General features: G+C 73.8%; 18 protein-coding genes and 1 pseudogene. 13 read left to right on the top strand and 6 right to left on the bottom strand.

What is annotated here, in order from left to right; all coding sequences use genetic code 11:
- Positions 1 to 12: 12 nt before the first annotated feature.
- Positions 13 to 1,071 (bottom strand): uroporphyrinogen decarboxylase, encoded by a 1,059-nt coding sequence (gene hemE, locus KRR39_RS06005; RefSeq protein WP_216941178.1) that lies wholly within the window; start codon positions 1,069 to 1,071, stop codon positions 13 to 15.
- Positions 1,072 to 1,160: 89 nt separating this feature from the next.
- Between hemE and KRR39_RS06000 the strand changes: the two genes are divergently transcribed.
- Positions 1,161 to 1,784 (top strand): DUF3000 domain-containing protein, encoded by a 624-nt coding sequence (locus tag KRR39_RS06000; protein WP_216941177.1) that lies wholly within the window; start codon positions 1,161 to 1,163, stop codon positions 1,782 to 1,784.
- Positions 1,784 to 3,076 (top strand): HRDC domain-containing protein, encoded by a 1,293-nt coding sequence (locus tag KRR39_RS05995; protein ID WP_216941176.1) that lies wholly within the window; start codon positions 1,784 to 1,786, stop codon positions 3,074 to 3,076. The genes KRR39_RS06000 and KRR39_RS05995 overlap by 1 nt, the downstream gene beginning before the upstream one ends.
- Positions 3,077 to 3,315: 239 nt before the next feature.
- Here KRR39_RS05995 and KRR39_RS24435 read toward each other — a convergent pair.
- Positions 3,316 to 4,290, bottom strand: a pseudogene (locus KRR39_RS24435) (ABC transporter substrate-binding protein); the annotation flags it as partial.
- A gap of 347 nt (positions 4,291 to 4,637) precedes the next feature.
- On the opposite strand from KRR39_RS24435, the gene KRR39_RS05990 reads away from it, so the two are divergent.
- The 3 genes from KRR39_RS05990 to KRR39_RS05980 are packed head-to-tail and all read left to right on the top strand — an operon-like array spanning position 4,638 to position 7,268.
- Entirely contained in the window at positions 4,638 to 5,465 is an 828-nt protein-coding gene (locus tag KRR39_RS05990) for a hypothetical protein (protein WP_216941175.1), read from the top strand.
- Positions 5,466 to 5,507: 42 nt separating this feature from the next.
- Positions 5,508 to 6,620, top strand: coding sequence for an FUSC family protein (locus tag KRR39_RS05985; RefSeq protein WP_254185548.1), 1,113 nt, complete (start codon positions 5,508 to 5,510; stop codon positions 6,618 to 6,620).
- 21 nt (positions 6,621 to 6,641) lie between these two features.
- A complete protein-coding gene (locus KRR39_RS05980) occupies positions 6,642 to 7,268 on the top strand; it encodes a hypothetical protein (RefSeq protein WP_254185547.1) in 627 nt (208 codons plus the stop codon).
- 135 nt (positions 7,269 to 7,403) lie between these two features.
- Here the strand turns inward: KRR39_RS05980 and KRR39_RS05975 are convergent, their stop codons facing one another.
- A complete protein-coding gene (locus KRR39_RS05975; protein ID WP_216941174.1) occupies positions 7,404 to 8,330 on the bottom strand; it encodes a pseudouridine-5'-phosphate glycosidase in 927 nt (308 codons plus the stop codon).
- Between the two features lie 43 nt (positions 8,331 to 8,373).
- On the opposite strand from KRR39_RS05975, the gene KRR39_RS05970 reads away from it, so the two are divergent.
- From KRR39_RS05970 to KRR39_RS05955, 4 genes are all read left to right on the top strand, one after another.
- Entirely contained in the window at positions 8,374 to 9,219 is an 846-nt protein-coding gene (locus tag KRR39_RS05970; protein WP_216941173.1) for a carbohydrate kinase family protein, read from the top strand.
- Positions 9,216 to 9,638 (top strand): alternative ribosome rescue aminoacyl-tRNA hydrolase ArfB, encoded by a 423-nt coding sequence (gene arfB, locus KRR39_RS05965; protein ID WP_216941172.1) that lies wholly within the window; start codon positions 9,216 to 9,218, stop codon positions 9,636 to 9,638. The genes KRR39_RS05970 and arfB overlap by 4 nt, the downstream gene beginning before the upstream one ends.
- Positions 9,639 to 9,853: 215 nt before the next feature.
- A complete protein-coding gene (locus tag KRR39_RS05960; protein WP_216941171.1) occupies positions 9,854 to 10,108 on the top strand; it encodes a hypothetical protein in 255 nt (84 codons plus the stop codon).
- A 130-nt stretch (positions 10,109 to 10,238) separates the two neighbouring features.
- The gene (locus tag KRR39_RS05955; RefSeq protein WP_216941170.1) at positions 10,239 to 11,978 is read left to right on the top strand and encodes a Calx-beta domain-containing protein; all 1,740 of its coding nucleotides are present in this window, start codon (positions 10,239 to 10,241) and stop codon (positions 11,976 to 11,978) included.
- Positions 11,979 to 12,057: 79 nt separating this feature from the next.
- Here KRR39_RS05955 and KRR39_RS05950 read toward each other — a convergent pair whose 3' ends face one another.
- A complete protein-coding gene (locus KRR39_RS05950) occupies positions 12,058 to 12,987 on the bottom strand; it encodes an endonuclease/exonuclease/phosphatase family protein (protein ID WP_216941169.1) in 930 nt (309 codons plus the stop codon).
- Positions 12,988 to 13,011: 24 nt separating this feature from the next.
- On the opposite strand from KRR39_RS05950, the gene KRR39_RS05945 reads away from it, so the two are divergent.
- Complete coding sequence (locus KRR39_RS05945; protein ID WP_216941168.1) at positions 13,012 to 13,392, top strand: type II toxin-antitoxin system PemK/MazF family toxin; 381 nt, start codon at positions 13,012 to 13,014, stop codon at positions 13,390 to 13,392.
- Positions 13,393 to 13,413: 21 nt separating this feature from the next.
- Here KRR39_RS05945 and hrpA read toward each other — a convergent pair whose 3' ends face one another.
- The gene (gene hrpA, locus KRR39_RS05940) at positions 13,414 to 17,307 is read right to left on the bottom strand and encodes an ATP-dependent RNA helicase HrpA (protein WP_216941167.1); all 3,894 of its coding nucleotides are present in this window, start codon (positions 17,305 to 17,307) and stop codon (positions 13,414 to 13,416) included.
- Positions 17,308 to 17,448: 141 nt separating this feature from the next.
- Here hrpA and KRR39_RS24430 point away from each other — a divergent pair, with 141 nt between their 5' ends.
- Together KRR39_RS24430 and KRR39_RS24425 are read left to right on the top strand one after the other, a co-directional pair.
- Positions 17,449 to 17,598, top strand: coding sequence for a hypothetical protein (locus KRR39_RS24430; RefSeq protein WP_254185546.1), 150 nt, complete (start codon positions 17,449 to 17,451; stop codon positions 17,596 to 17,598).
- Positions 17,570 to 17,731 (top strand): hypothetical protein, encoded by a 162-nt coding sequence (locus KRR39_RS24425; RefSeq protein WP_254185545.1) that lies wholly within the window; start codon positions 17,570 to 17,572, stop codon positions 17,729 to 17,731. The genes KRR39_RS24430 and KRR39_RS24425 overlap by 29 nt, the downstream gene beginning before the upstream one ends.
- A gap of 18 nt (positions 17,732 to 17,749) precedes the next feature.
- On the opposite strand, the gene KRR39_RS05930 is transcribed toward KRR39_RS24425, so the two are convergent.
- Positions 17,750 to 18,064 (bottom strand): hypothetical protein, encoded by a 315-nt coding sequence (locus KRR39_RS05930; protein WP_216941166.1) that lies wholly within the window; start codon positions 18,062 to 18,064, stop codon positions 17,750 to 17,752.
- 149 nt (positions 18,065 to 18,213) lie between these two features.
- Between KRR39_RS05930 and KRR39_RS05925 the strand changes: the two genes are divergently transcribed.
- The gene (locus tag KRR39_RS05925) at positions 18,214 to 18,945 is read left to right on the top strand and encodes a response regulator transcription factor (RefSeq protein WP_302053555.1); all 732 of its coding nucleotides are present in this window, start codon (positions 18,214 to 18,216) and stop codon (positions 18,943 to 18,945) included.
- Positions 18,946 to 18,950 lie beyond the last annotated feature (5 nt).

Genomic DNA, 18,950 nt, shown 5'->3' with positions numbered 1-18,950 from the left:
GGAGCAGGAACGTCACGGACTATCGGGGTGGAGGGAGTGCACGTGGTCGGTCAGCCGGGCCAGCTGGTCGGGGTCCGTGGACGGCAGCACGCCGTGGCCCAGGTTGAAGATGTGCCCCGGGGCGGCCCGGCCGGCCTCCACGACCTCGGTGGCGCGCGCCAGCATCACCTCGGTCGGCGCGAACACCAGCGACGGGTCCAGGTTGCCCTGCACGGCCCGGCCCCCGGCCCGTCGTACGCCGTCGGCCAGCGGCACCCGCCAGTCGACGCCGACCACGTCCGCGCCGGCGTCGCCCATCAGCCCGAGCAGCTCCCCGGTCCCGACGCCGAAGTGGATCCGCGGGACGCCGAGCCCGCCGGCGGCGGTCAGCACCTCGGTGGACCACGGCATCACGTAGCGGCGGTAGTCGTCAGGCGACGTCGCGCCGGCCCACGAGTCGAACAGCTGGACGGCCGAGGCGCCGGCCTCCACCTGCACCGCGAGGTAGGCCGCGGAGATGCCGGCGATCTTGCTCATCAGCGCCTCCCAGACGTCCGGGGCGCCGAACATCATCGCCTTCGTGCGGGCGTGCTCCTTGGAGGGACCGCCCTCCACGAGGTACGACGCCACGGTGAACGGCGCGCCGGCGAACCCGATCAACGGGGTGCCGCCGAGCTCCCGGACCAGGGTCTGCACCGCCTCGGTGATGAACGGGACGTGCTCGGGGGTCAGGTCGGGGATCGCCGCGACGTCCGCCAGCGTCTCCACCGGCCGCGAGACGACCGGGCCGACGCCGGGCTTGATGTCGAGGTCGACGCCGACCGCCTTGAGCGGCAGCACGATGTCGGAGAAGAAGATCGCGGCGTCGACGCCGTAGCGGCGCACCGGCTGCAGGGTGATCTCCACGACGAGGTCCGGGCGCATGCAGGACTCGAGCATCGCGACCCCCTCGCGCAGGGCGCGGTACTCCGGCAGGGAGCGCCCCGCCTGGCGCATGAACCACACCGGGGTGTGGGGCACCGGCTCGGACCGGGCGGCGCGGAGGAAGGCGGAGTCGTGGACACGGGGGTCGCTCGAGGCGGCAGACGGCACGGCGTCATCCTCCCAGGTGGGTGGTGGGCGGCCGGTCGCGGACAGCGTGTCGGATGAGCAGGATCACCACTTCGGCTTAGTCTGACCCCATGGCCGCCCGTCAGGAGCCGCGTGTGGACCCCTCCGCTCACCCCGAGGAGTTCCGGCTCGCAGTAGCGCAGCTGCGCGAGGCTCGACTGCGCCCCGAGATCTTCTGCGAGGAGATGCCCGCCCCCCAGCGGATCGCCCCGTTCGCCTCCGCGCTCTCCGCGGACGTCACCGTCGACGGCGACGACGTCGGCACCGGACGGCTGGTGCTGCTGCACGACCCGGCCGGCAACGACGCCTGGGAGGGCACCTTCCGCTGCGTGGCCTACGCCCGTGCCGAGATCGACCCGGAGATGGCCAACGACCCGCTCCTGGCCGAGGTCGGCTGGTCCTGGCTGAGCGAGGCGCTCGACGCGCACGGGGCGACGTACGTCGCCCCCTCGGGCACCGTCACCAAGGTGTCCTCGGAGAGCTTCGGCAGCATGGCCGGCGAGGAGCCCAGCGCGCAGCTGGAGATCCGGGCGTCCTGGACCCCGGTCAGCGACCCGTCCGGCGACGGCGCGCTGGACCTCGGCCCGCACGTCGAGGCCTGGGGTGAGCTGCTGTGCACCGCCTCCGGCCTGCCCCCGGTGCCCGAAGGTGTCGCGCCGCTGCCCAGTCGACGCGGACAGCGCGGCCGAGGCTGATGGGCGGCAGCACCCCCGAGACAGAGGACGGACCCGGCACCCCCGCCGAGACGACCCCCGAGCCCGCTCCCCTGCTGGAGCTGCGCGACGGGCTGCCGCCGGTCGTCGACACCCGTCCCGCGCTCGACGAGGTGCTCCGCGCCTTCGCCGGCGGCACCGGACCCGTGGCCATCGACGCCGAACGGGCGTCCGGCTACCGCTACTCCGCCCGCGCCTACCTCGTGCAGCTGCGCCGCGAGGGGTCGGGCACGGCGCTGGTCGACCCGATCGCCTTCGACGACCTCGACGACCTGAACGAGGCTCTCGGCGACGCCGAGTGGATCCTGCACGCGGCCACCCAGGACCTGGCCTGCCTCGCCGAGGTGGGGCTGCGCCCGACCCTCCTGTTCGACACCGAGCTCGCCGGCCGGCTGCTCGGCTACCCGCGCGTCGGGCTGGCCACGCTGGTCGAGACCGTCGTGGGACGCAGCCTGCGCAAGGAGCACTCCGCGGTCGACTGGTCCACCCGGCCGCTGCCCGAGCCGTGGCTGGAGTACGCCGCCCTCGACGTCGAGGCGCTCGTCGAGCTGCGCGAGGCCCTGGGCCGCGAGCTCGAGGAGACCGGCAAGGCCGAGTGGGCGCGCCAGGAGTTCGAGCACTTGGTGAGCGCCGAGCCGCACGGCCCGCGCCAGGACCCGTGGCGGCGCACGTCCGGGATGCACCGGGCCCGCGGCCGCCGCGCCCTGGCCGCCGTCAAGGAGCTCTGGGAGACCCGCGACGAGATCGCCGCCCGTCGCGACGTGACCCCCGGCCGGATCATCCCGGACGCGGCGATCGTCGAGGCCGCCAACGCGATGCCCCGCGACAAGGCCTCCCTGCTGTCCACCAAGGGCTTCCGCGGCCGCGGCGCCGAGCGCTACGCCAACCAGTGGGTCGAGGCGCTCCGGGTGGCACGCACCCTGCCCGAGGACGAGCTCCCCCCGGTCGCCGCGCGGTACGACGGACCGCCGCCGCCCCGCGCGTGGGCCGACCGTGACCCGGTGGCCGCCGCCCGCCTGGCGACGGCCCGCACCCGGCTCAAGGCGCTCGCCGACGAGCACGACCTCCCCGTCGAGAACCTGCTCACCCCGGACTTCGTGCGCCGGGTGATGTGGGAGCCGCCGCAGGGCGAGGACTCCGAGCTGCCCGGCCTGGTCGCCGAGCGGCTCGCCGAGCTCGGCGCGCGGCCCTGGCAGGTCGAGCTGACCGCCGACCTGCTCAGCGAGGCGATCCTCTCCCCCGAGGACGTCCCGGAGACCGCCGTACCCTCCTGAGGCGCTGGGCTCAGGAGGACGGCGAGGCCGACGGGCTCGGCTCGACCAGCAGGGGGGGCCGAGACCTCGTCGATGCGCGGCAGCAGCGTGTCCAGGTCGAGCACCGGCGCGTAGAACAGCCGGTCGAGGAAGGGCTGGGTCTGGCTCACCACGTCGGGCCAGCCCGGCGCGGACGGCATCGGGTCGGCGCGCCGGATCACCTGGTCGAACACCCCGCTGTTGCGCGGGAACAGGCCCGGCTCGGTGAACTGCGGCGAGTGCAGGGCCTCGATGTTGGCCGGCACGATGGAGCCGGTCTCCGCCAGGATCTGCGAGCCCTCGTCCCCGCTGGCGAAGGCCATGAAGTCGGCCGCCGGGCCGACGTTCCGGCTGTCCTTGGACAGGCAGTAGCCGGTGATGTCGGCGACGGTGCGGAACCGGCCGAGGTTCGGCAGCGGGAACACGTCGAAGTGCAGGTCGGGCTTGTCGCGCAGCCGCGGCACGAGGGCGCGGGTGCCGATCAGCATGCCGAGGCGGCCGTTCTCGAAGCGGGTCACCGCGTCCTGCCGGGACAGCTGCCGGGCGTTGGGGGTGATGCTCGGGTCACGGGCGACGGTGAGGATCTCCTCGAGCGCGGCGCGCGCGGAGTCGTCGGCGAAGGTCGTGGTCGTGGGCTTGCGCGCGTCGTCGACCAGGTCGGCGCCTGCGGAGCGGACCAGCGGCAGCAGCGTGGTGAGCCGGGGGGCGAGGTAGACGCCCTTGACGCCGTCCTTGGACATCGCCCGGGCCCCGGACACGAACTGCTCCCAGGTCCAGCCCCGCTCGGGGGTCGGCGGCGCCTCCCCGGGCAGGGCCAGGTTGCGGGGCACCAGGAGGCGCTTGTTGTAGAACACGACGTAGGGCGAGACGTCGTTGGGCATGCACTGCAGGGCAGCGTCCGCGGCGAACGCCTCGAGCCCGATCCGCTGGTAGTTGTCGCCGAACTGCACGCCACGCTTCTCCAGCAGCTGGTCCACCGGCTGCAGGCGGCCCTGGGCGACGAGCCCGGGCATCGACGTCTGGCGGGTCAGGAACACGTCGGGGGGCGTGCCGGCCTCGAAGCCCCGGTCGACCTGGTCCTCGGAGGTGACGGCGTCCGGGCTGGCCTGGACCTTGACGGTGACCTCGGGGTGCTGCGCGGTGTACGCCTTCGCCAGCCTGCGGTAGGCGGCCAGGACCCCCGGGTCGCCGTACACCGCGAACCGCAGGGTGACCGGCTCCGGGCTGGCCGAGCTCGCGGACGGGCTCGCGGACGACGTGCCCGCGGAGGGCTCGCTGTCGGCCGAGGAGGTGCAGGCGGCGGCACCCAGGCACAGCACGAGGGCCAGCGACACCGACCGGAGGATCGACGGGACGGGGCGGGTACGACGGTCCCGTCGTGGCCGTGCGGACACCGCTTCGCCCTCCTTGCATCGAGATGGTCGGCCGCCCAGGTCTCCGGACCGACGCTGACACCGTATCGGGACACGCCACCGCAGGTGTCGGCGAGTCGGAGGGGCCAACCCTACGCTGGGCGGGCAACCCGCTGACAGTGAGGAAGACCGTGAACCAGCCCCGTGCGTTCGCACGTCCGACCGTGGCCCTGGCCGCCCTCGCCTGCCTCGCGACGGTGGCCCTGACCGGCTGCAACGACGCGACGAGCACGGCCACGCAGTCGGCCACTGCGGCGACGAGCTCCGCACCGACGGACGACGCCACGACCGGTGCCACGACCGACGCCGCCGACCCGAGCTCGGCCCCCGCGACGCCCGCGCCGACCACCACCTCGGCCGCCCCGTCGCCGAGCGAGCCGGTCAGCAGCGCGCCCGCCGGGACCGGCGGGCTGCGCTCCCGGCTGCTGGCCGCCGCCGACGTTCCCGGCTTCAACGACGGCTTCCGCTGGACCGGGGGCCGCACCCGCTCGCAGGAGCCCCGGACGCCGGTCGGCACCTGCCAGCGCTTCGCGATGACCTCGATCGGCGCCACCGACGTCGCCGTCCGCGACTACCGTCCCGTCGCCGCCGGCGCCTCGGACCACGCCTCCGAGCTGGTCGCGGAGTTCCCGGACGCCACCACCGCCCGGCGCGCGTTCGCGGTGCTGAAGGCGTGGCGGGCCCAGTGCGCCGACCAGCTCGGGCGCTTCAAGACCTCCGAGGTCGGCGACCTGCAGGACGTGAGCGTGGCCGGCGGCACCGGCGGCTGGTACCTCCTGACCTACGGACCGGTCGCCGGTGACCCCGACGCGTCCTTCTTCGACGCCCAGGGCCTGGCGGTGGTGGGCACCCGGATCGCGATGGTGGAGATGGTGCTGGCCGGTCAGGACTACAACTACGAGTCCGGCCAGGAGCCGATGGTCGCCGCCGTCCAGCGGGCCACGGACCGGCTGGGCTGAGCCGGTCGGCCGGGGCGGGCCGCGTGCACTAGCGTCTGCGTGGTGAGCGCCGCCAGCCCCCTCGACCGGATGTGGGACCACGGCCGGGTGTCGTTCCGGGCCCGCCGCGCCCGGCTGCGCAGCAAGGCCTGGCACATCGGCCAGTGCTCGGTCGCCGCGGGGCTCGCGTGGTACCTCGCCCACGACCTGCTGGGGCACCCCAAGCCGTTCTTCGCGCCGATCGTGGCGGTCGTCTGCCTGGGCACGTCCTACGGCCAGCGGCTGCGCCGGGTCGCCGAGGTCACCGTCGGCGTGGCCATCGGCGTCTTCCTCGCCGACCTGCTGCTCCTGCTGATCGGCACCGGCGCCTGGCAGGTCACCGTGCTCGTCGCGCTCGCGATGACGATCACCCTGCTGCTCAACGCCGGCACGCTGTTCGTCACCCAGGCGGCCGTGCAGGGCATCGTCGTGGTGACCTTCGCGGCCGCCCCCGGCTACGCCCTGACCCGCTGGGTGGACGCGTTGATCGGCGGCGCCGTGGCGCTGGTCGCGGCGGCCGTCGTGCCCCGTGCTCCGCTGCGCCGACCTCGTGAGCAGGCCGCGGTCGTCGTACGCCGCATCGCGCAGCTGCTCCGGGCCGGGGCGCAGGGCGCGATCGACGGGGACGTCGAGCGGGGCCTGCAGGTGCTCGCCGACGCGCGCAGCACCGACCGGCTGATCCGCGAGCTGCAGGACGCCGCGGACGAGGGGCTGTCGGTGCTGGCGTCCTCCCCCTTCCGGCGCCGGCACGGCGGCAACGTCCGGCGGATGGTCGAGCTCGTGGAGCCGCTGGACCGCGCGCTGCGCAACACCCGGGTGCTGGTCCGGAGGATCGCGCTGACCAGCTACCACCGCGTGCCGCTGCCCGGGTCCTACGTGCTGCTCTGCGAGGACCTGGCCGCCGCCGCGGACATGATGGCCGCCGAGCTCGCGGCCGGCGAGATGGCCGGGTCGTCCGGCGAGGTGCAGCGGGCGCTGCTGCGGGTCGGCGAGGGCACCGCCCAGGTCGAGCGGGTGGCCGACCTGTCCGCGGACGTGGTGCTCGCGCAGATCCGCTCGATCATCGTCGACCTGCTGCAGATCACCGGCATGGACGTCCTCGAGGCGACCGACGCGCTTCCCCCTCCACGGCTGTAGCACCGGTCGTAGGGTGACGAGATGCCCGAGCAACCACGCCACCGTCACCACCGCCCGATGCTGCCGGGCGCCGGACACTTCGAGGCGATCGTCGGCGACATCGACCCTGCCGCCCGCAGCGAGGCCGCCGACCGCTGCGCCACGCTGCTGGTGCGCGGCGCGCGGGACACCGCCGACGAGGAGGTGGTCGCCCGGGTCGTGCACCTCGCCGAGACCGAGGGCCTCGACACGCTGGCGGACCTCTGGTCCGGCTCGCCCGCCGACTCGCTGGCCGGCTGCCTGTGGCGGCTCTACCTGCTGCGTGCCTGGGTGTACGCCGACCCGGCGTCCGCGGCCCGGGAGTTCGCCGCGGGACGGCACGTCACCCCGGTGCACGAGGTGGTCGCCGGCGTGGTCGACCCGCCCGGGCCGGACGAGGTGCGCCGGCTCACCGACCTGGTGCTGCGCGGTGTGGTCCAGGGTGACTTCGCCGACACGCTCTACCGGGCCGCGGCGTTCGCCCGGGTCGTCGCGGCGGGACGGACCCAGGTGGGCTCGAGCCACGCCCGGACGCCGTACGACTCGGACCTGTCGGCGGCCCGGCTGCTGACCCTCGCCGACCAGCTCGAGCAGGCCGCGGGCCTGGAGGTCGAAGGCCTGCTGGCCTGATTTTGCCGGCGGGCCGGGCGCGGTTCCGTTGCCCGGCTTGTACACTGTTGAGTGCGCCGGGCCGTGGCAGCCCCGGGTCCCAAAATAAGCCGCTACGAGCGGCCTCGCGCCGTGAGGCGCTCCCGGTCCGGCGCACTAACTCTTCGCGAAGTCCGCGGCGATCTCCGCCGCCAGGCCCGCGTTCGCCAGCACCAGGGCGACGTTCGCGGCCAGGCTCGCGCCGCCGGTGCGCTCGTGGAACCAACCCAGCAGGAACGGGGTGACGTCCTTGCCGCCGACGCCCCGCCGGCCGGCCTCGGCCAGGCCCTCGGCCAGGGTCCGCTCGTGCAGCCCGAGGTCCATCTCCTCGGCGGCGTCGACCGGCTGGGCCACGAGCATCCCCTGCGGCAGCCCGAGCGCGTCGCGGGCCCGCATCACCTCGGCGACCTCGGCCGCCGACTCGACCCGCCACGGCACCGGCAGCCCCGCGTCACGCACGTAGAAGCCCGGCATCGAGTCGGTGCGGTAGCCCAGCACCGGCACGGACAGCGTCTCCAGCCGCTCGACGGTGGCCGCCACGTCCAGGATCGACTTCACCCCGGCACACACCACGGTGACCGGCGCCGCGGCCAGGGCCGCCAGGTCCGCCGACTCGTCCCAGGTGTCGCGGGCCCCCCGGTGCACGCCGCCGAGCCCGCCGGTCGCGAACACCCGGATCCCGGCCAGCCTCGCGACGTACGCCGTGGCGGCCACCGTGGTCGCGCCGACCAGCCCGCGCGCGACGACCGGGCCCAGGTCACGGACGCTGGTCTTGACCACGCCCTCGTCCTCCGCGACCCGCACCAGCGCGTCGTCGGAGAGCCCGACCCGGACCGTGCCGTCGACGACCGCGACCGTCGCGGGCACCGCTCCCCCGCGTCGTACGGCGTCCTCGATCCGCCGCGCGGTCGCGGCGCTGGTCGCGGTCGGCAGCCCGTGGCTGATGATCGTGGACTCCAATGCCACGATGCCGAGCCCCGATGACATAGCGTCGGACACCTCGTCGGCGATGGCGAGACGCAGTGCGGGATCCCGTGTCGTCATGGGGGGATTCTGCACGAGGGAGCTGCACCGGGAGGGTGAGGGCGTGCTGGTCGCGTGTCTGGGAGACGTGATGCTCGACGTGATCGTCGAGACGTCGGGCGCGCTGGTGGAGGACGACGACACCCCCGCGCGGATCACGTTCGCCGCCGGCGGGCAGGCCGCCAACGTGGCCACCTGGGTCGTCGCCCTCGGCGGCCGCGCCCGCGTGTTCGGCCCGCGCGCCGACACCGGTTCCGGTCACCTGGTGGAGCAGGCACTCACCGGCCTCGGGGTCGAGGTCTGGGGCACCCCCACCGGCCGCACCGGTTCGGTGGTGTCGCTGGTCACCGGGGGCACCCGGTCGATGGCCTCGGACCCCGGCGACCTCAGCTGGCTCGACGACGTGCGGTCGGGGCCCTGGCTGGACGGCGCCGACTGGCTGTTCGTCTCCGGCTACGCCCTGCTCCGCACCCCCGACCCGCAGCGCGTCGTGGAGACCGCCGCCGTGGCCCGCGCGCACGGCACCCGGATCGCCGTCGACCTGTCGTCGGCGGCGATGGTCGCCGAGTTCGGCGCCGACCGGTTCTCCGACCTGTGCCGCGCCCTGCGTCCGGCCGTGGTGTTCGCGACCGACACCGAGTGGGCCACCAGCGCCGGCCTGTTCGGGGCCGGCCAGTTCGCCGTGCTCGTCCTCAAGCACGGCCCCCGCGGGGCCTCCTTCGTCCTCGGGGACGACACCGACGAGCGGGCGCCCGACGCGGGGCCGGTGGTCGACGTGACCGGGGCGGGCGACGCGCTGGCCGCGGGCTACCTCGTCGGCGGCCCGGACCTCGCCATGGGCGCGGCCGCGCGGTGCGTCGCCGCACGCGGCGCCCAGCCCGAGCCCGAGCCCGAGGACGCCGAGGCGTGAACGGCCCGCTGGCGTTCCGCGGCGTCGAGGTGCCGGCCGCCGAGCTCGCCTGGCGGTTCAGCCGCTCCAGCGGACCCGGCGGCCAGTCGGTCAACACCGCCGACTCCCGCGTCGAGCTGAGCTTCGACGTGGCCCGCTCCCCGTCCCTCCCGGACACGCTGCGCGCCCGGCTGCTGGCCCGGCTCTCGCACCGGCTCGTCGACGGCGTGCTGACCATCGCGGCGTCGGAGTACCGCTCCCAGCACCGCAACCGCGAGGCGGCCCGCGCCCGGCTCGCCGACCTGCTCAGCGAGGCCAGCGCTCCCCCGGCCCCGAAGCGCCGGCCGACGCGGCCGACCCGGGGCTCCAAGGAGCGCCGGCTCGCGGGCAAGAAGCGGCGCGGCGAGACCAAGGCGCTGCGCCGGCGACCGTCGGACTAGGCCAGGACCAGCGGCCTGGCCGTCCCGACGCACCAGGCAATCTTGTCCGTTCGGTCATACAGGGACCCGCGTTCGGTCGAGGTCATGTGCAGAGTGCATGTTCCGTCGGGAGTGCCGGATTCCCCGCCGTAGGGTCCGGGATGCACGGGCGCTCTTCGTCGCCCTCGCGTCTCAGCAGCCAACTCGGCGCACCTATAGAAAGTCTCAGGGAATCCATGCATTCACTCCGTCGGAGCCGCTTCGGCGCGCTCGCCGCCGGCTCCATCGTCCTGTCCGGCCTCGGTGCCAACGTCGCCATCGCCGCACCCACGCCCAGCACCGCTACCGTCGTCACCGGCTCGGCCGCGTGGTACCCGCAGGCGTACGACAACACCGCCAACGGGGTCTACCTGACCCCGCAGCAGAGGGACGAGACCGGTCCGCAACGGGCCCCCCTTCGGGACCAGCAGCCACAAGATCACGATCGGTGAGTCCACCGTCCAGACGGAGCTCTACCGCACCGACGCGTACGACGGCGTCGCTCTCACCGACCTCACGCGGCTCGGCTACTCCACGTTCGCCCGGCACACCGGCGCCGGCGCCGACCGCCAGCCCACCTTCATGCGGCTGAACGTGGACACCAACCCCGGCAACCCCGACCACACGGACGACACCGTGTACTTCTTCCCGGCCAACAACGGCGCCGTCGTGAACGGCCAGTGGCAGAGCTGGGACGTCACCGGTGGCGGCCTGGTGGACGTGAACGGCGACAACGGCGGCGACATGACGCTGGACGCCTACGCCCTCGCCCACCCGGGCGCGAAGCTGGTCAACAACCGCTTCGACGCGAACCACGACGGTGGCGCGATCGCGCTCGTCACCGGCGGCGCGGACGGTGGCAGCACCGACCCCCAGGCCAGCGGCGAGTACTTCGTCGACCGGGTCGTCGTCGGCGAGAACGGGCAGGACACCCTGTTCGACTTCGGCGGCAGCACCGAGACCACCGGCGCGACGTCCGCGGTCACCGTCGACCCGGACAACGCCCACGGCTGGGCCAAGCAGGCCTACGACGACGACGTCTACCTGGCCTCCAACCAGTCCTTCGCCACCGGCCCGGCGACGCCGCCGGCCGGCAAGGGCAGCCTCCGCTTCAAGCTCGACAACGGCACCAACCCCCAGCGGGTCGAGCTGTTCCGCACCCCGCAGTACGACGGCACGCCGCTGCGCGACCTGCGCACGGTGAAGTTCAGCACCTTCCAGCGCGCGGACGCGGGCAACAGCACCCCCCAGCAGCCGGTCTACCTCCGCCTGAGCGTGAGCGACGACGGGACCGGCGGGGTGGACCACACGCTGTTCTACTTCCCCACCAACAACGGCGCCGTCGCGCAGAGCGCCTGGCAGGCATGGGACGCCCGGACGTCAGGCCGGTGGAGCATCGACGCCGACAACGGCGCCGCCGACACCGTGACGCTGCAGGACTACGTGGTGAGCCACCCCGACGCCACGATCGTCCAGAACGCCGACAGCACCGCCCCCACGCAGCCCAACGGCGGCGTGGCCTTCCTGGTCGGTGGCGCCGGTGCGACCCAGATGAACGGCGAGTACTTCCTCGACGGCATCACCATCGGCAAGGTGAACATCGGCACGGGTTCCTCGAACACCGCCTCGGTCTTCGACCTCGAGCCCATCCCGGTGGTCCCGGCCCCGACCGGTGGCACGACGCCCACCGGTGGCACGACGCCGGCCGCCAAGCCGACCCTCTCGATCGGCGACACGAAGGTGTCGGAGGGCAACCACGGCGCGACCCTGCGCTTCCCGGTGACGCTGAGCCGGACGGCCACCGCCCCGGTGACCGTGCGGTTCTCGACCTCCAAGGGCACCGCCACGTCGGGCAGCGACTTCCGCGCCGCCACCGGCACCGTCACCATCCCGGCCGGCCGCACGACCGGCGTGGCGAACGTCCGCGTGGTGTCCGACATGGTCCGCGAGGCCAGCGAGCGCATGACGGTCCGTCTGTCGTCGCCGAGCAGCAACGCCACCGTGGCGCACACGACCGCGACGGGCTCCATCGTCAACGACGACACGCGTGTCCAGCCCTCGCTCGTGACGGCGACGCAGCACCGGGTCCGCGCAACGGTCAACACCGTGGCCCGCGCTGCCCACGCGCCCGTCAAGGTCTACCGCGTCACGAAGGCCGGCTCGAAGCTCGTGCTGAACAGCCACCTGAACAGCACCGGCCGCATCTCCTCGGTTCTCGGGCAGCACTACAAGCCGGGCACCAAGGTCACCATGTTCGCGACCGTCAAGACCGCTCACGGCACCTACCGGTCCCACCGGTTCACCGTGACGGTGCGTCGCTGACCACCCAGCACGACTGATCGCGAGGGGCGGGCCCACCGGGCTCGCCCCTCGTGGCGTCTCCCACCTGCGGTTTCGCGCGTCAGCCGACGTCCAGGTCCGCCACGACGCCGGCGTGGTCCGAGGGCCACAGCCCGTGCGGGGCGGTGCGGTCCGCCTCGCGGTCGCCGACGGTACGGGCCCCGAGCACCCGGGCGCCCCGCACCCACACGTAGTCGATCCGCTCGTGCAGCGTGCTCACCGCGTTGGCGAGGTCCGGCGCCTGCCCGCAGGTGAAGCCGTCCCCGGCGCCGCGCGTCCATGCGTCCGTCCAGCCCGCGGGCACGCCGACCGCGTCCGGCCGGGCGTTGAGGTCGCCGACCAGGACCACCGGTGCGTCGGTGCCGGCGTTCGCGGCCAGCACCGCGTCGCGCTGCGCGTCGCGGACCGGTGCGTCGTACGCCTCGGTGTGGGTGTTCACGAAGCGCACCGGCCGACCCGCGACGCGGACGTCGACGCGGCCCCAGCTGCGCACCACGGGGAAGGTGACGCCCTCGATGCCGGTCGGGACGTCGAGCCGCGCGTCGTACGCTCCGGTGGTCTCGGCGACCACCTCGACGGGGCCGCCGCGGCGCACCAGCGTGACGTTCGCGCCGGACAGCGTGAACACGCCCTCGCCGGCGACCGGCAGCGCGCCGCCGAAGTTCGGGTTGACCGCGTGCGCGTCGTAGGGCGCGCCCGCCGCGTCGAGGGCCGCGAGCAGCGTGGGGAGGAAGTCGACGAGCACCTGCTCCGCGCCGTCGGCCGGCGTCGTCGTCCACCGGGACACCTCCTGCAGGCCGACGAGGTCGACGCGCTCCCGCGCCAGGACCGCCGCCACCGCCACGGCGCGCTCCTCGAAGCGGGTGCCCGCGAGCTGCGCCCGGACCACGTGCACCCGCTCGGCGAGCTGGTCGAGGTCGGCGGCGTCGAAGAGCAGGGCCACGTCGGCGCCGAGGTAGAGGTTGTACGTCGCGACGCGCAGCCCGGTCATGGCGCAGAGCCTAGGGTGATCGCCATGGAGACCTCCTACGCACCCGACCAGGACGGCCGACCGGACCCGGGCGAGGTCGTCTGGGCCTGGGTCCCCTACGAGGACGACCCCTCCCAGGGCAAGGACCGGCCGGTGCTGCTGGTCGGCCGGGACGGCGACCAGCTCGTCGGGCTGCAGCTGACCAGCAAGGACCACGACCGCGACGCCGAGGACGAGGCCCGCTACGGGCGGTACTGGAGGGACGTCGGCACCGGCGACTGGGACCGGGAGCGCCGCGACAGCGAGGTGCGGCTCGACCGGCTGCTGCGGCTCGAGGAGTCCGAGGTGCGCCGCGAGGGTGCCGCGCTCGACCGTGCCGTGTTCGACGCGGTCGTCGCGGCCGCCCGGGAGCACCACGCGCTGTAGCGCCCCCGAGGAGCCCGGGAGTCAGAGGGCGTCGAGGGCCTTGCGGATCCGGGTGTCCGAGACCGGGCGGGCGGTGCCGCGGGACTGGTCCCAGAGGCTGACCCGGTACTCCTCGAGCATCCAGCGCACGGTCACCAGGCCGGCGCTGGGCGGGCGGCCGTCGGGCAGCGCGTCGAGACGGTGCAGGTACGCCGCCTGCAGGTGCGCCACCTGGTCCATCAGCAGCCGGTCCTTGCCGAGGGCGGAGCCCAGCCGCTCGCGGCGGGTGCGGACCGCGCCGAGGTACCGGGGCAGGTGCCGCAACTGCTCGGCGCCGACGTCGGAGACGAACCCGCGGTGCACCAGCCGGCCGACCTGGGCCTTCATGTCCGCCAGGGCGGGCAGCATCGTCATGTCCGCGGACCCGCTCAGCAGCTTGTCGACGTCGCGCCACGCGGCCAGCACCCGCACCACGTCGTGCACCACGAGCCGGGTGGTCTCCTCCAGCCCCGCTCGTACGGCGGCCGCGAGCCCGGCGAACGCCGACGCGTCCCAGGCGGGACCGTGCCGGGTGACGAGCACGTCCACGGCGGCGGCCACGCAGTCCTCGAGCAGCTCGGTCACCGAGCCGTAGGGCGACCCGGCCAGCCCGAGCTTGTCGGCGTTGGACAGCCCGTCGGCGACGGCCTTGGCGGGCGAGGGCAGCGTCAGCACGAGCAGCCGGCGCAGCCCGCGGCGGTGCGAGGCGTCCTGCTCGGCCTCGGAGCCGAAGACCCGCAGCCCGACCGTGGAGCCCTCGTCGACCAGCGCGGGGAAGCCGCGGACCTCGTGCCCGGCCCGGGTCTGGGTGAAGGTCCGCTCGATCGTGCCGAACGCCCACGTCCGCTCGCCGGTCACGTCGAGGCCGGACGCGGAGGCCGCCTCGGCCATCGCCTCGGCGAACTTCGGGCGCAGCGGCGCCTTGAGCTCCTCGAGGTCCTTGCCCTGCGCGACCACGCCGCCGTCCTCGCCGACCACCCGGAACGTCGGGCGCAGGTGCTCGGGCACCTTGGCCCAGTCCCAGGCGTCCCGCGGCACGACCACACCGCTCGCGCCGCGCAGGAACCGCTCCAGGGCGTCCAGCAGCGGCTCCTCGCCCGGCGAGGCGGCAGCCAGGAAGTCACGGGCGTAGTTAGGCGCCGGCACGAAGTTCACCCGCAGCGCCTTGGGCAGCGACCGCAGCAGCGCGACCACCAGGTCCTGCCGCAGCCCGGGCACCTGCCAGGTGAACGGCGAGGGCTCGACCTGGTTCAGCGTCGCCACCGGTACGTCGACCGTCACCCCGTCCGCGGCCGAGCCCGGCTCGAACTGGTAGGTCAGCGGCAGCGCCAGGTCGCCCTCGCGCCACAGGTCCGGGTAGTCCTGCTCGGTGACCTCCTCCGCCGTCTGGTTGACCAGCATCGCGGGGTCGAAGGTGAGCAGCTCGGGGTCCGCACGGCGGGCGTGCTTCCACCAGGCGTCGAAGTGCGCGCCGGAGACCACCTCGGCGCCGACCCGGGCGTCGTAGAAGTCGAACAGGGTGTGCTCGTCGACCAGGATGTCGCGGCGGCGGGCACGGTGCTCGAGCTCGACGACCTCGTCGAGCAGCTCGCGGTTCCTGGCCATGAACTTCTGGTGCGTCGACCACTCGCCGTAGACGAGGGCGTGCCGGATGAACAGCTCCCGGCTGACCGCGACGTCGACCTTGCCGTAGGACACCGGCCGCTCGACGACCAGCGGGACGCCGTACAGGGTGACCCGCTCGTAGGCCATCACCGAGGCGCGCTTCTTGGACCAGTGCGGCTCGGAGTACGTGCGCTTGACCAGGTGCGCGCCGATCTCCTCGGCCCACTCCGGCTTGATGGCGGCGTTCACCCTGCCCCACAGCTTCGAGGTCTCGACGAGCTCGGCGGACATCACGAACTGCGGCTGCTTCCGGAACAGGCCGGAGCCCGGGAAGATCGAGAACCGCGCGTTGCGGGCGCCGAGGTAGTCGCGCTTCTCGGGGTCACGCAGCCCGATGTGGGACAGCAGCCCGGAGAGCATCGCCTGGTGGATGCCGTCCCCGTCGATCTCGCGCTGCTCGGAGCCGGCCGACGGGTCCGCGGCCGTGCCGAGGCTGAGCCCGAGCTGCTTGGCGGTGTCGCGCAGCTGGCTCTCCAGGGACTGCCACTCGCGGATCCGCAGGTAGTTGAGGTACTCCGCGCGGCACATCCGGCGGAACGCGCTGGAGGACAGCTCGCGCTGCTGGGTGCGGACGTAGCGCCACAGGTTCAGCCAGGTCAGGAAGTCCGAGGTCTCGTCCTTGAAGCGGGCGTGCTTCTGGTCGGCCTGGGCCTGCTGCTCGGCGGGCCGCTCGCGCGGGTCCTGCAGGGACAGCGCCGCGGTGATCACCAGCACCTCGCGCACGCAGCCCCGCCGATCGGCCTCGACGACCATGCGGGCCAGCCGCGGGTCCACCGGCAGCGCGACGAGCTGCCGCCCGAGCGGCGTCAGCCGGTGGCCCTCGGCGGAGCCGGCGAGCGCGCCGAGCTCCTCGAGCAGCTGGACGCCGGCCTTGACGTTGCGGGAGTCCGGCGGGTCCACGAACGGGAAGCGGCCGACGTCGCCGAGCCCGAGCGCGGTCATCTGCAGGATCACCGAGGCGAGGTTGGTGCGCAGGATCTCCGGCTCGGTGAACTCCGGGCGGGACTCGAAGTCCTCCTCGCTGTAGAGCCGGACCGCGATGCCCGCCTCCACCCGGCCGCAGCGGCCCGAGCGCTGGTTGGCCGACGCCTGGCTGATCGGCTCGATCGGGAGGCGCTGGACCTTGGTGCGCACGGAGTACCGCGAGATGCGGGCCAGGCCGGCGTCGACGACGTACCGGATGCCGGGCACGGTCAGCGACGTCTCGGCGACGTTCGTGGAGAGCACCACCCGGCGCCGGGAGTGCCGCTCGAAGACCTTGTGCTGCTCGGCGGAGGACAGCCGGGCGTAGAGCGGCACCACGTCGAAGGAGTCGGCCGGCCGGGTCGAGAGCCGGGTCAGCACGTCGGCGGTGTCCCGGATCTCCCGCTCGCCGGGGAGGAACACCAAGATGTCGCCGGGCCCCTCGCGGACCAGCTCCTGGACCGCGTCGACGATCGCCTCGGTCTGGTCCCGGACCAGGGGCTCGCCCTCCTCGTCGTCGTAGGCCTCCTCGACGAGCGGGCGGTAGCGGACCTCGACCGGGTAGGTCCGTCCGGAGACCTCGACGATCGGGGCGGGCGTCCCGTCGGGCTCCGCGAAGTGCTCGGCGAACCGCTCGGGGTCGATGGTCGCGGAGGTGATCACGATCTTGAGGTCCGGCCGCTGGGGCAGCAGCTGGCGCAGGTACCCCAGGATGAAGTCGATGTTCAGGCTGCGCTCGTGGGCCTCGTCGATGATCAGGGTGTCGTAGGCCGACAGCATCCGGTCGTGCTGCAGCTCGGCGAGCAGGATGCCGTCGGTCATCAGCTTGACCAGCGTGTCGCGCGAGGAGTGGTCGGTGAACCGCACCTGGTAACCCACGGTCTCCCCGAGCGGCGTGCCGATCTCCTCCGCGATCCGCTCGGCGACGCTGCGCGCCGCGATCCGGCGGGGCTGGGTGTGCCCGATCAGGCCGTGCACCCCGCGGCCGAGCTCCAGGCAGATCTTCGGGATCTGGGTGGTCTTGCCGGAGCCGGTCTCGCCGGCCACGATCACCACCTGGTGGTCCCGGATGGCGGCGGCGATGTCCTCGCGGCGGCCGCTGACCGGCAGCTCCTCGGGGTAGCTGACCGTTGGCACCAGGGCGCGGCGGCGCTCGACCTCGGCCGGGCTCAGGGTGCGGGGTCGCCGGTCGGTACGACGGGCACCGGACCGTCTGCGCGAGGGCCGGCGTCTCGTCGTACGACGCTCCTGCGGGCCGGCTTCAGACATGACCTGTGAAGTCTAGAGAGCCGCCGCAACCGGGTTGCCGACACGCCCGGGACCGGGGGGCGAGGTTGATCGGGCCGCCCGGACCTTGCAGGGTGGACCGCTGACCGATCGCCAGCGACCAACGAAGGAGGCGCACCCCTCGTGCTCACCCTGACCGAGAACGCCAGCACCGTCGTCAAGACCATCGTCGAGCAGTCCGGACCCGCCGAGGCGGGTCTGCGGATCAGCCAGGACGCCGTCGACTCCCCCCGCCCTGCACGTGATGGCCACCGAGGCCCCGCAGCCCGGTGACCGGGTCCTCGAGGAGGGCGGCGCCCGGGTGTTCCTCGAGGAGACCGCCGCCGAGACGCTCGACGACATGGTCCTCGACGCCCGCGTGGACGACAACGGCGGCGTCGAGTTCAGCATCACCGCGCAGGCCTGAGCCTGCCCCGCCCGTCGCTCAGCTGTCGCTGGTGCCGTTCCCCGGGACGGTCGCCGGCGGCAGCTGGCCGGGCACCCCGGGCAGCCGCGGGTGCCGGCCCTGCGGCGGGCCGGTCATTCGCCCGGGCGGGCCGAAGCCACCCCGGCCGCCGGGTCCACCGGTGGAGCCGCCGTCGCTCGCCGCAGCCAGGGCGGCACCCCCGGCGCCGCTGAACGCCACCGTGGTGATCGCCACCGCGGCGACGGTGCGCAGCCGCCAGACCCGCCCGCCCCGGGAGGGCCGGACGGCATCGGTGGACGGGCTCGACTCGCGGAGGGTGCTCTCGTCGTTCATGGCACCCAGCCAAGACCGCGCCGCTGTGCCCGACCTGTGAGAAGGCTTGCGGTCCGCTGCGACCCGCCTCTCCTCCTGTCCCCCACGTTCACAGGGTGCGCACAGGGATCTCCTAGGGTGGCCGCACCTACCTGTTGGATGCTGAGGACATGCCGCTCGCGAACTCCGCTCCCACCCTGACCCGTCCCGACGGTTCCCCGCTGCGCGTCCTGGTCGTCGACGACGAGGTGAACATCGCCGAGCTGATCAGCATGGCGGTCCGCTACGAGGGCTGGGAGCCCAGCGTGGCGCACACCGGCAGCAAGGCGGTCATCACCGCCAAGGACCTGCGCCCCGACGCCGTCGTCCTCGACGTGATGCTGCCGGACTTCGACGGCATGGAGGTGCTCCGGCGGATGCGCAGCCAGCACCCCGACGTACCCGTGCTGTTCCTGACCGCCCGCGACTCCGTCGAGGACCGGGTGTCGGGACTGACCGCCGGCGGCGACGACTACGTCACCAAGCCGTTCAGCCTCGAGGAGGTCATCGCCCGGCTGCGGGCGCTGATGCGCCGCTCCGGCGCCACCGACCGGCGCGAGTCCTCGCTGCTCACCGTCGGGGACCTGCGCCTCGACGAGGACAGCCACGAGGTGTTCCGCGGGGACGACGAGATCCACCTGACCGCCACCGAGTTCGAGCTGCTCCGGTTCCTGATGCGCAACCCCCGCCGGGTGCTCTCCAAGCCGCAGATCCTCGACCGCGTGTGGAACTACGACTTCGGCGGCCAGGCCAACGTCGTCGAGCTCTACATCTCCTACCTCCGCAAGAAGGTCGACGCCGGCCGGCCCGCGATGATCCACACCATGCGCGGCGCCGGCTACGTCCTCAAGCCCGTCGAGTGAGGACG

The organism is Nocardioides panacis, assembly GCF_019039255.1.
In the GTDB taxonomy this organism is placed as follows: Bacteria; Actinomycetota; Actinomycetes; order Propionibacteriales; family Nocardioidaceae; genus Nocardioides_B; species Nocardioides_B panacis.
This window is presented reverse-complemented; position numbering and strand designations above follow the sequence as displayed.

What these genes read in the sequence shown, in the direction of transcription:
- hrpA (WP_216941167.1), bottom strand. Translation starts at nt 17,307, where the DNA reads ATGTCTGAAGCCGGCCCGCAGGAGCGTCGTACGACGAGACGCCGGCCC.
- KRR39_RS24425 (WP_254185545.1), top strand. Translation starts at nt 17,570, where the DNA reads ATGGCCACCGAGGCCCCGCAGCCCGGTGACCGGGTCCTCGAGGAGGGC.
- KRR39_RS05925 (WP_302053555.1), top strand. Translation starts at nt 18,214, where the DNA reads ATGCCGCTCGCGAACTCCGCTCCCACCCTGACCCGTCCCGACGGTTCC.
- KRR39_RS05945 (WP_216941168.1), top strand. Translation starts at nt 13,012, where the DNA reads ATGGAGACCTCCTACGCACCCGACCAGGACGGCCGACCGGACCCGGGC.
- KRR39_RS05960 (WP_216941171.1), top strand. Translation starts at nt 9,854, where the DNA reads ATGCATTCACTCCGTCGGAGCCGCTTCGGCGCGCTCGCCGCCGGCTCC.
- KRR39_RS05930 (WP_216941166.1), bottom strand. Translation starts at nt 18,064, where the DNA reads ATGAACGACGAGAGCACCCTCCGCGAGTCGAGCCCGTCCACCGATGCC.
- KRR39_RS05975 (WP_216941174.1), bottom strand. Translation starts at nt 8,330, where the DNA reads ATGACGACACGGGATCCCGCACTGCGTCTCGCCATCGCCGACGAGGTG.
- KRR39_RS05995 (WP_216941176.1), top strand. Translation starts at nt 1,784, where the DNA reads ATGGGCGGCAGCACCCCCGAGACAGAGGACGGACCCGGCACCCCCGCC.
- KRR39_RS05980 (WP_254185547.1), top strand. Translation starts at nt 6,642, where the DNA reads ATGCCCGAGCAACCACGCCACCGTCACCACCGCCCGATGCTGCCGGGC.
- KRR39_RS05955 (WP_216941170.1), top strand. Translation starts at nt 10,239, where the DNA reads ATGCGGCTGAACGTGGACACCAACCCCGGCAACCCCGACCACACGGAC.
- KRR39_RS05950 (WP_216941169.1), bottom strand. Translation starts at nt 12,987, where the DNA reads ATGACCGGGCTGCGCGTCGCGACGTACAACCTCTACCTCGGCGCCGAC.
- KRR39_RS06000 (WP_216941177.1), top strand. Translation starts at nt 1,161, where the DNA reads ATGGCCGCCCGTCAGGAGCCGCGTGTGGACCCCTCCGCTCACCCCGAG.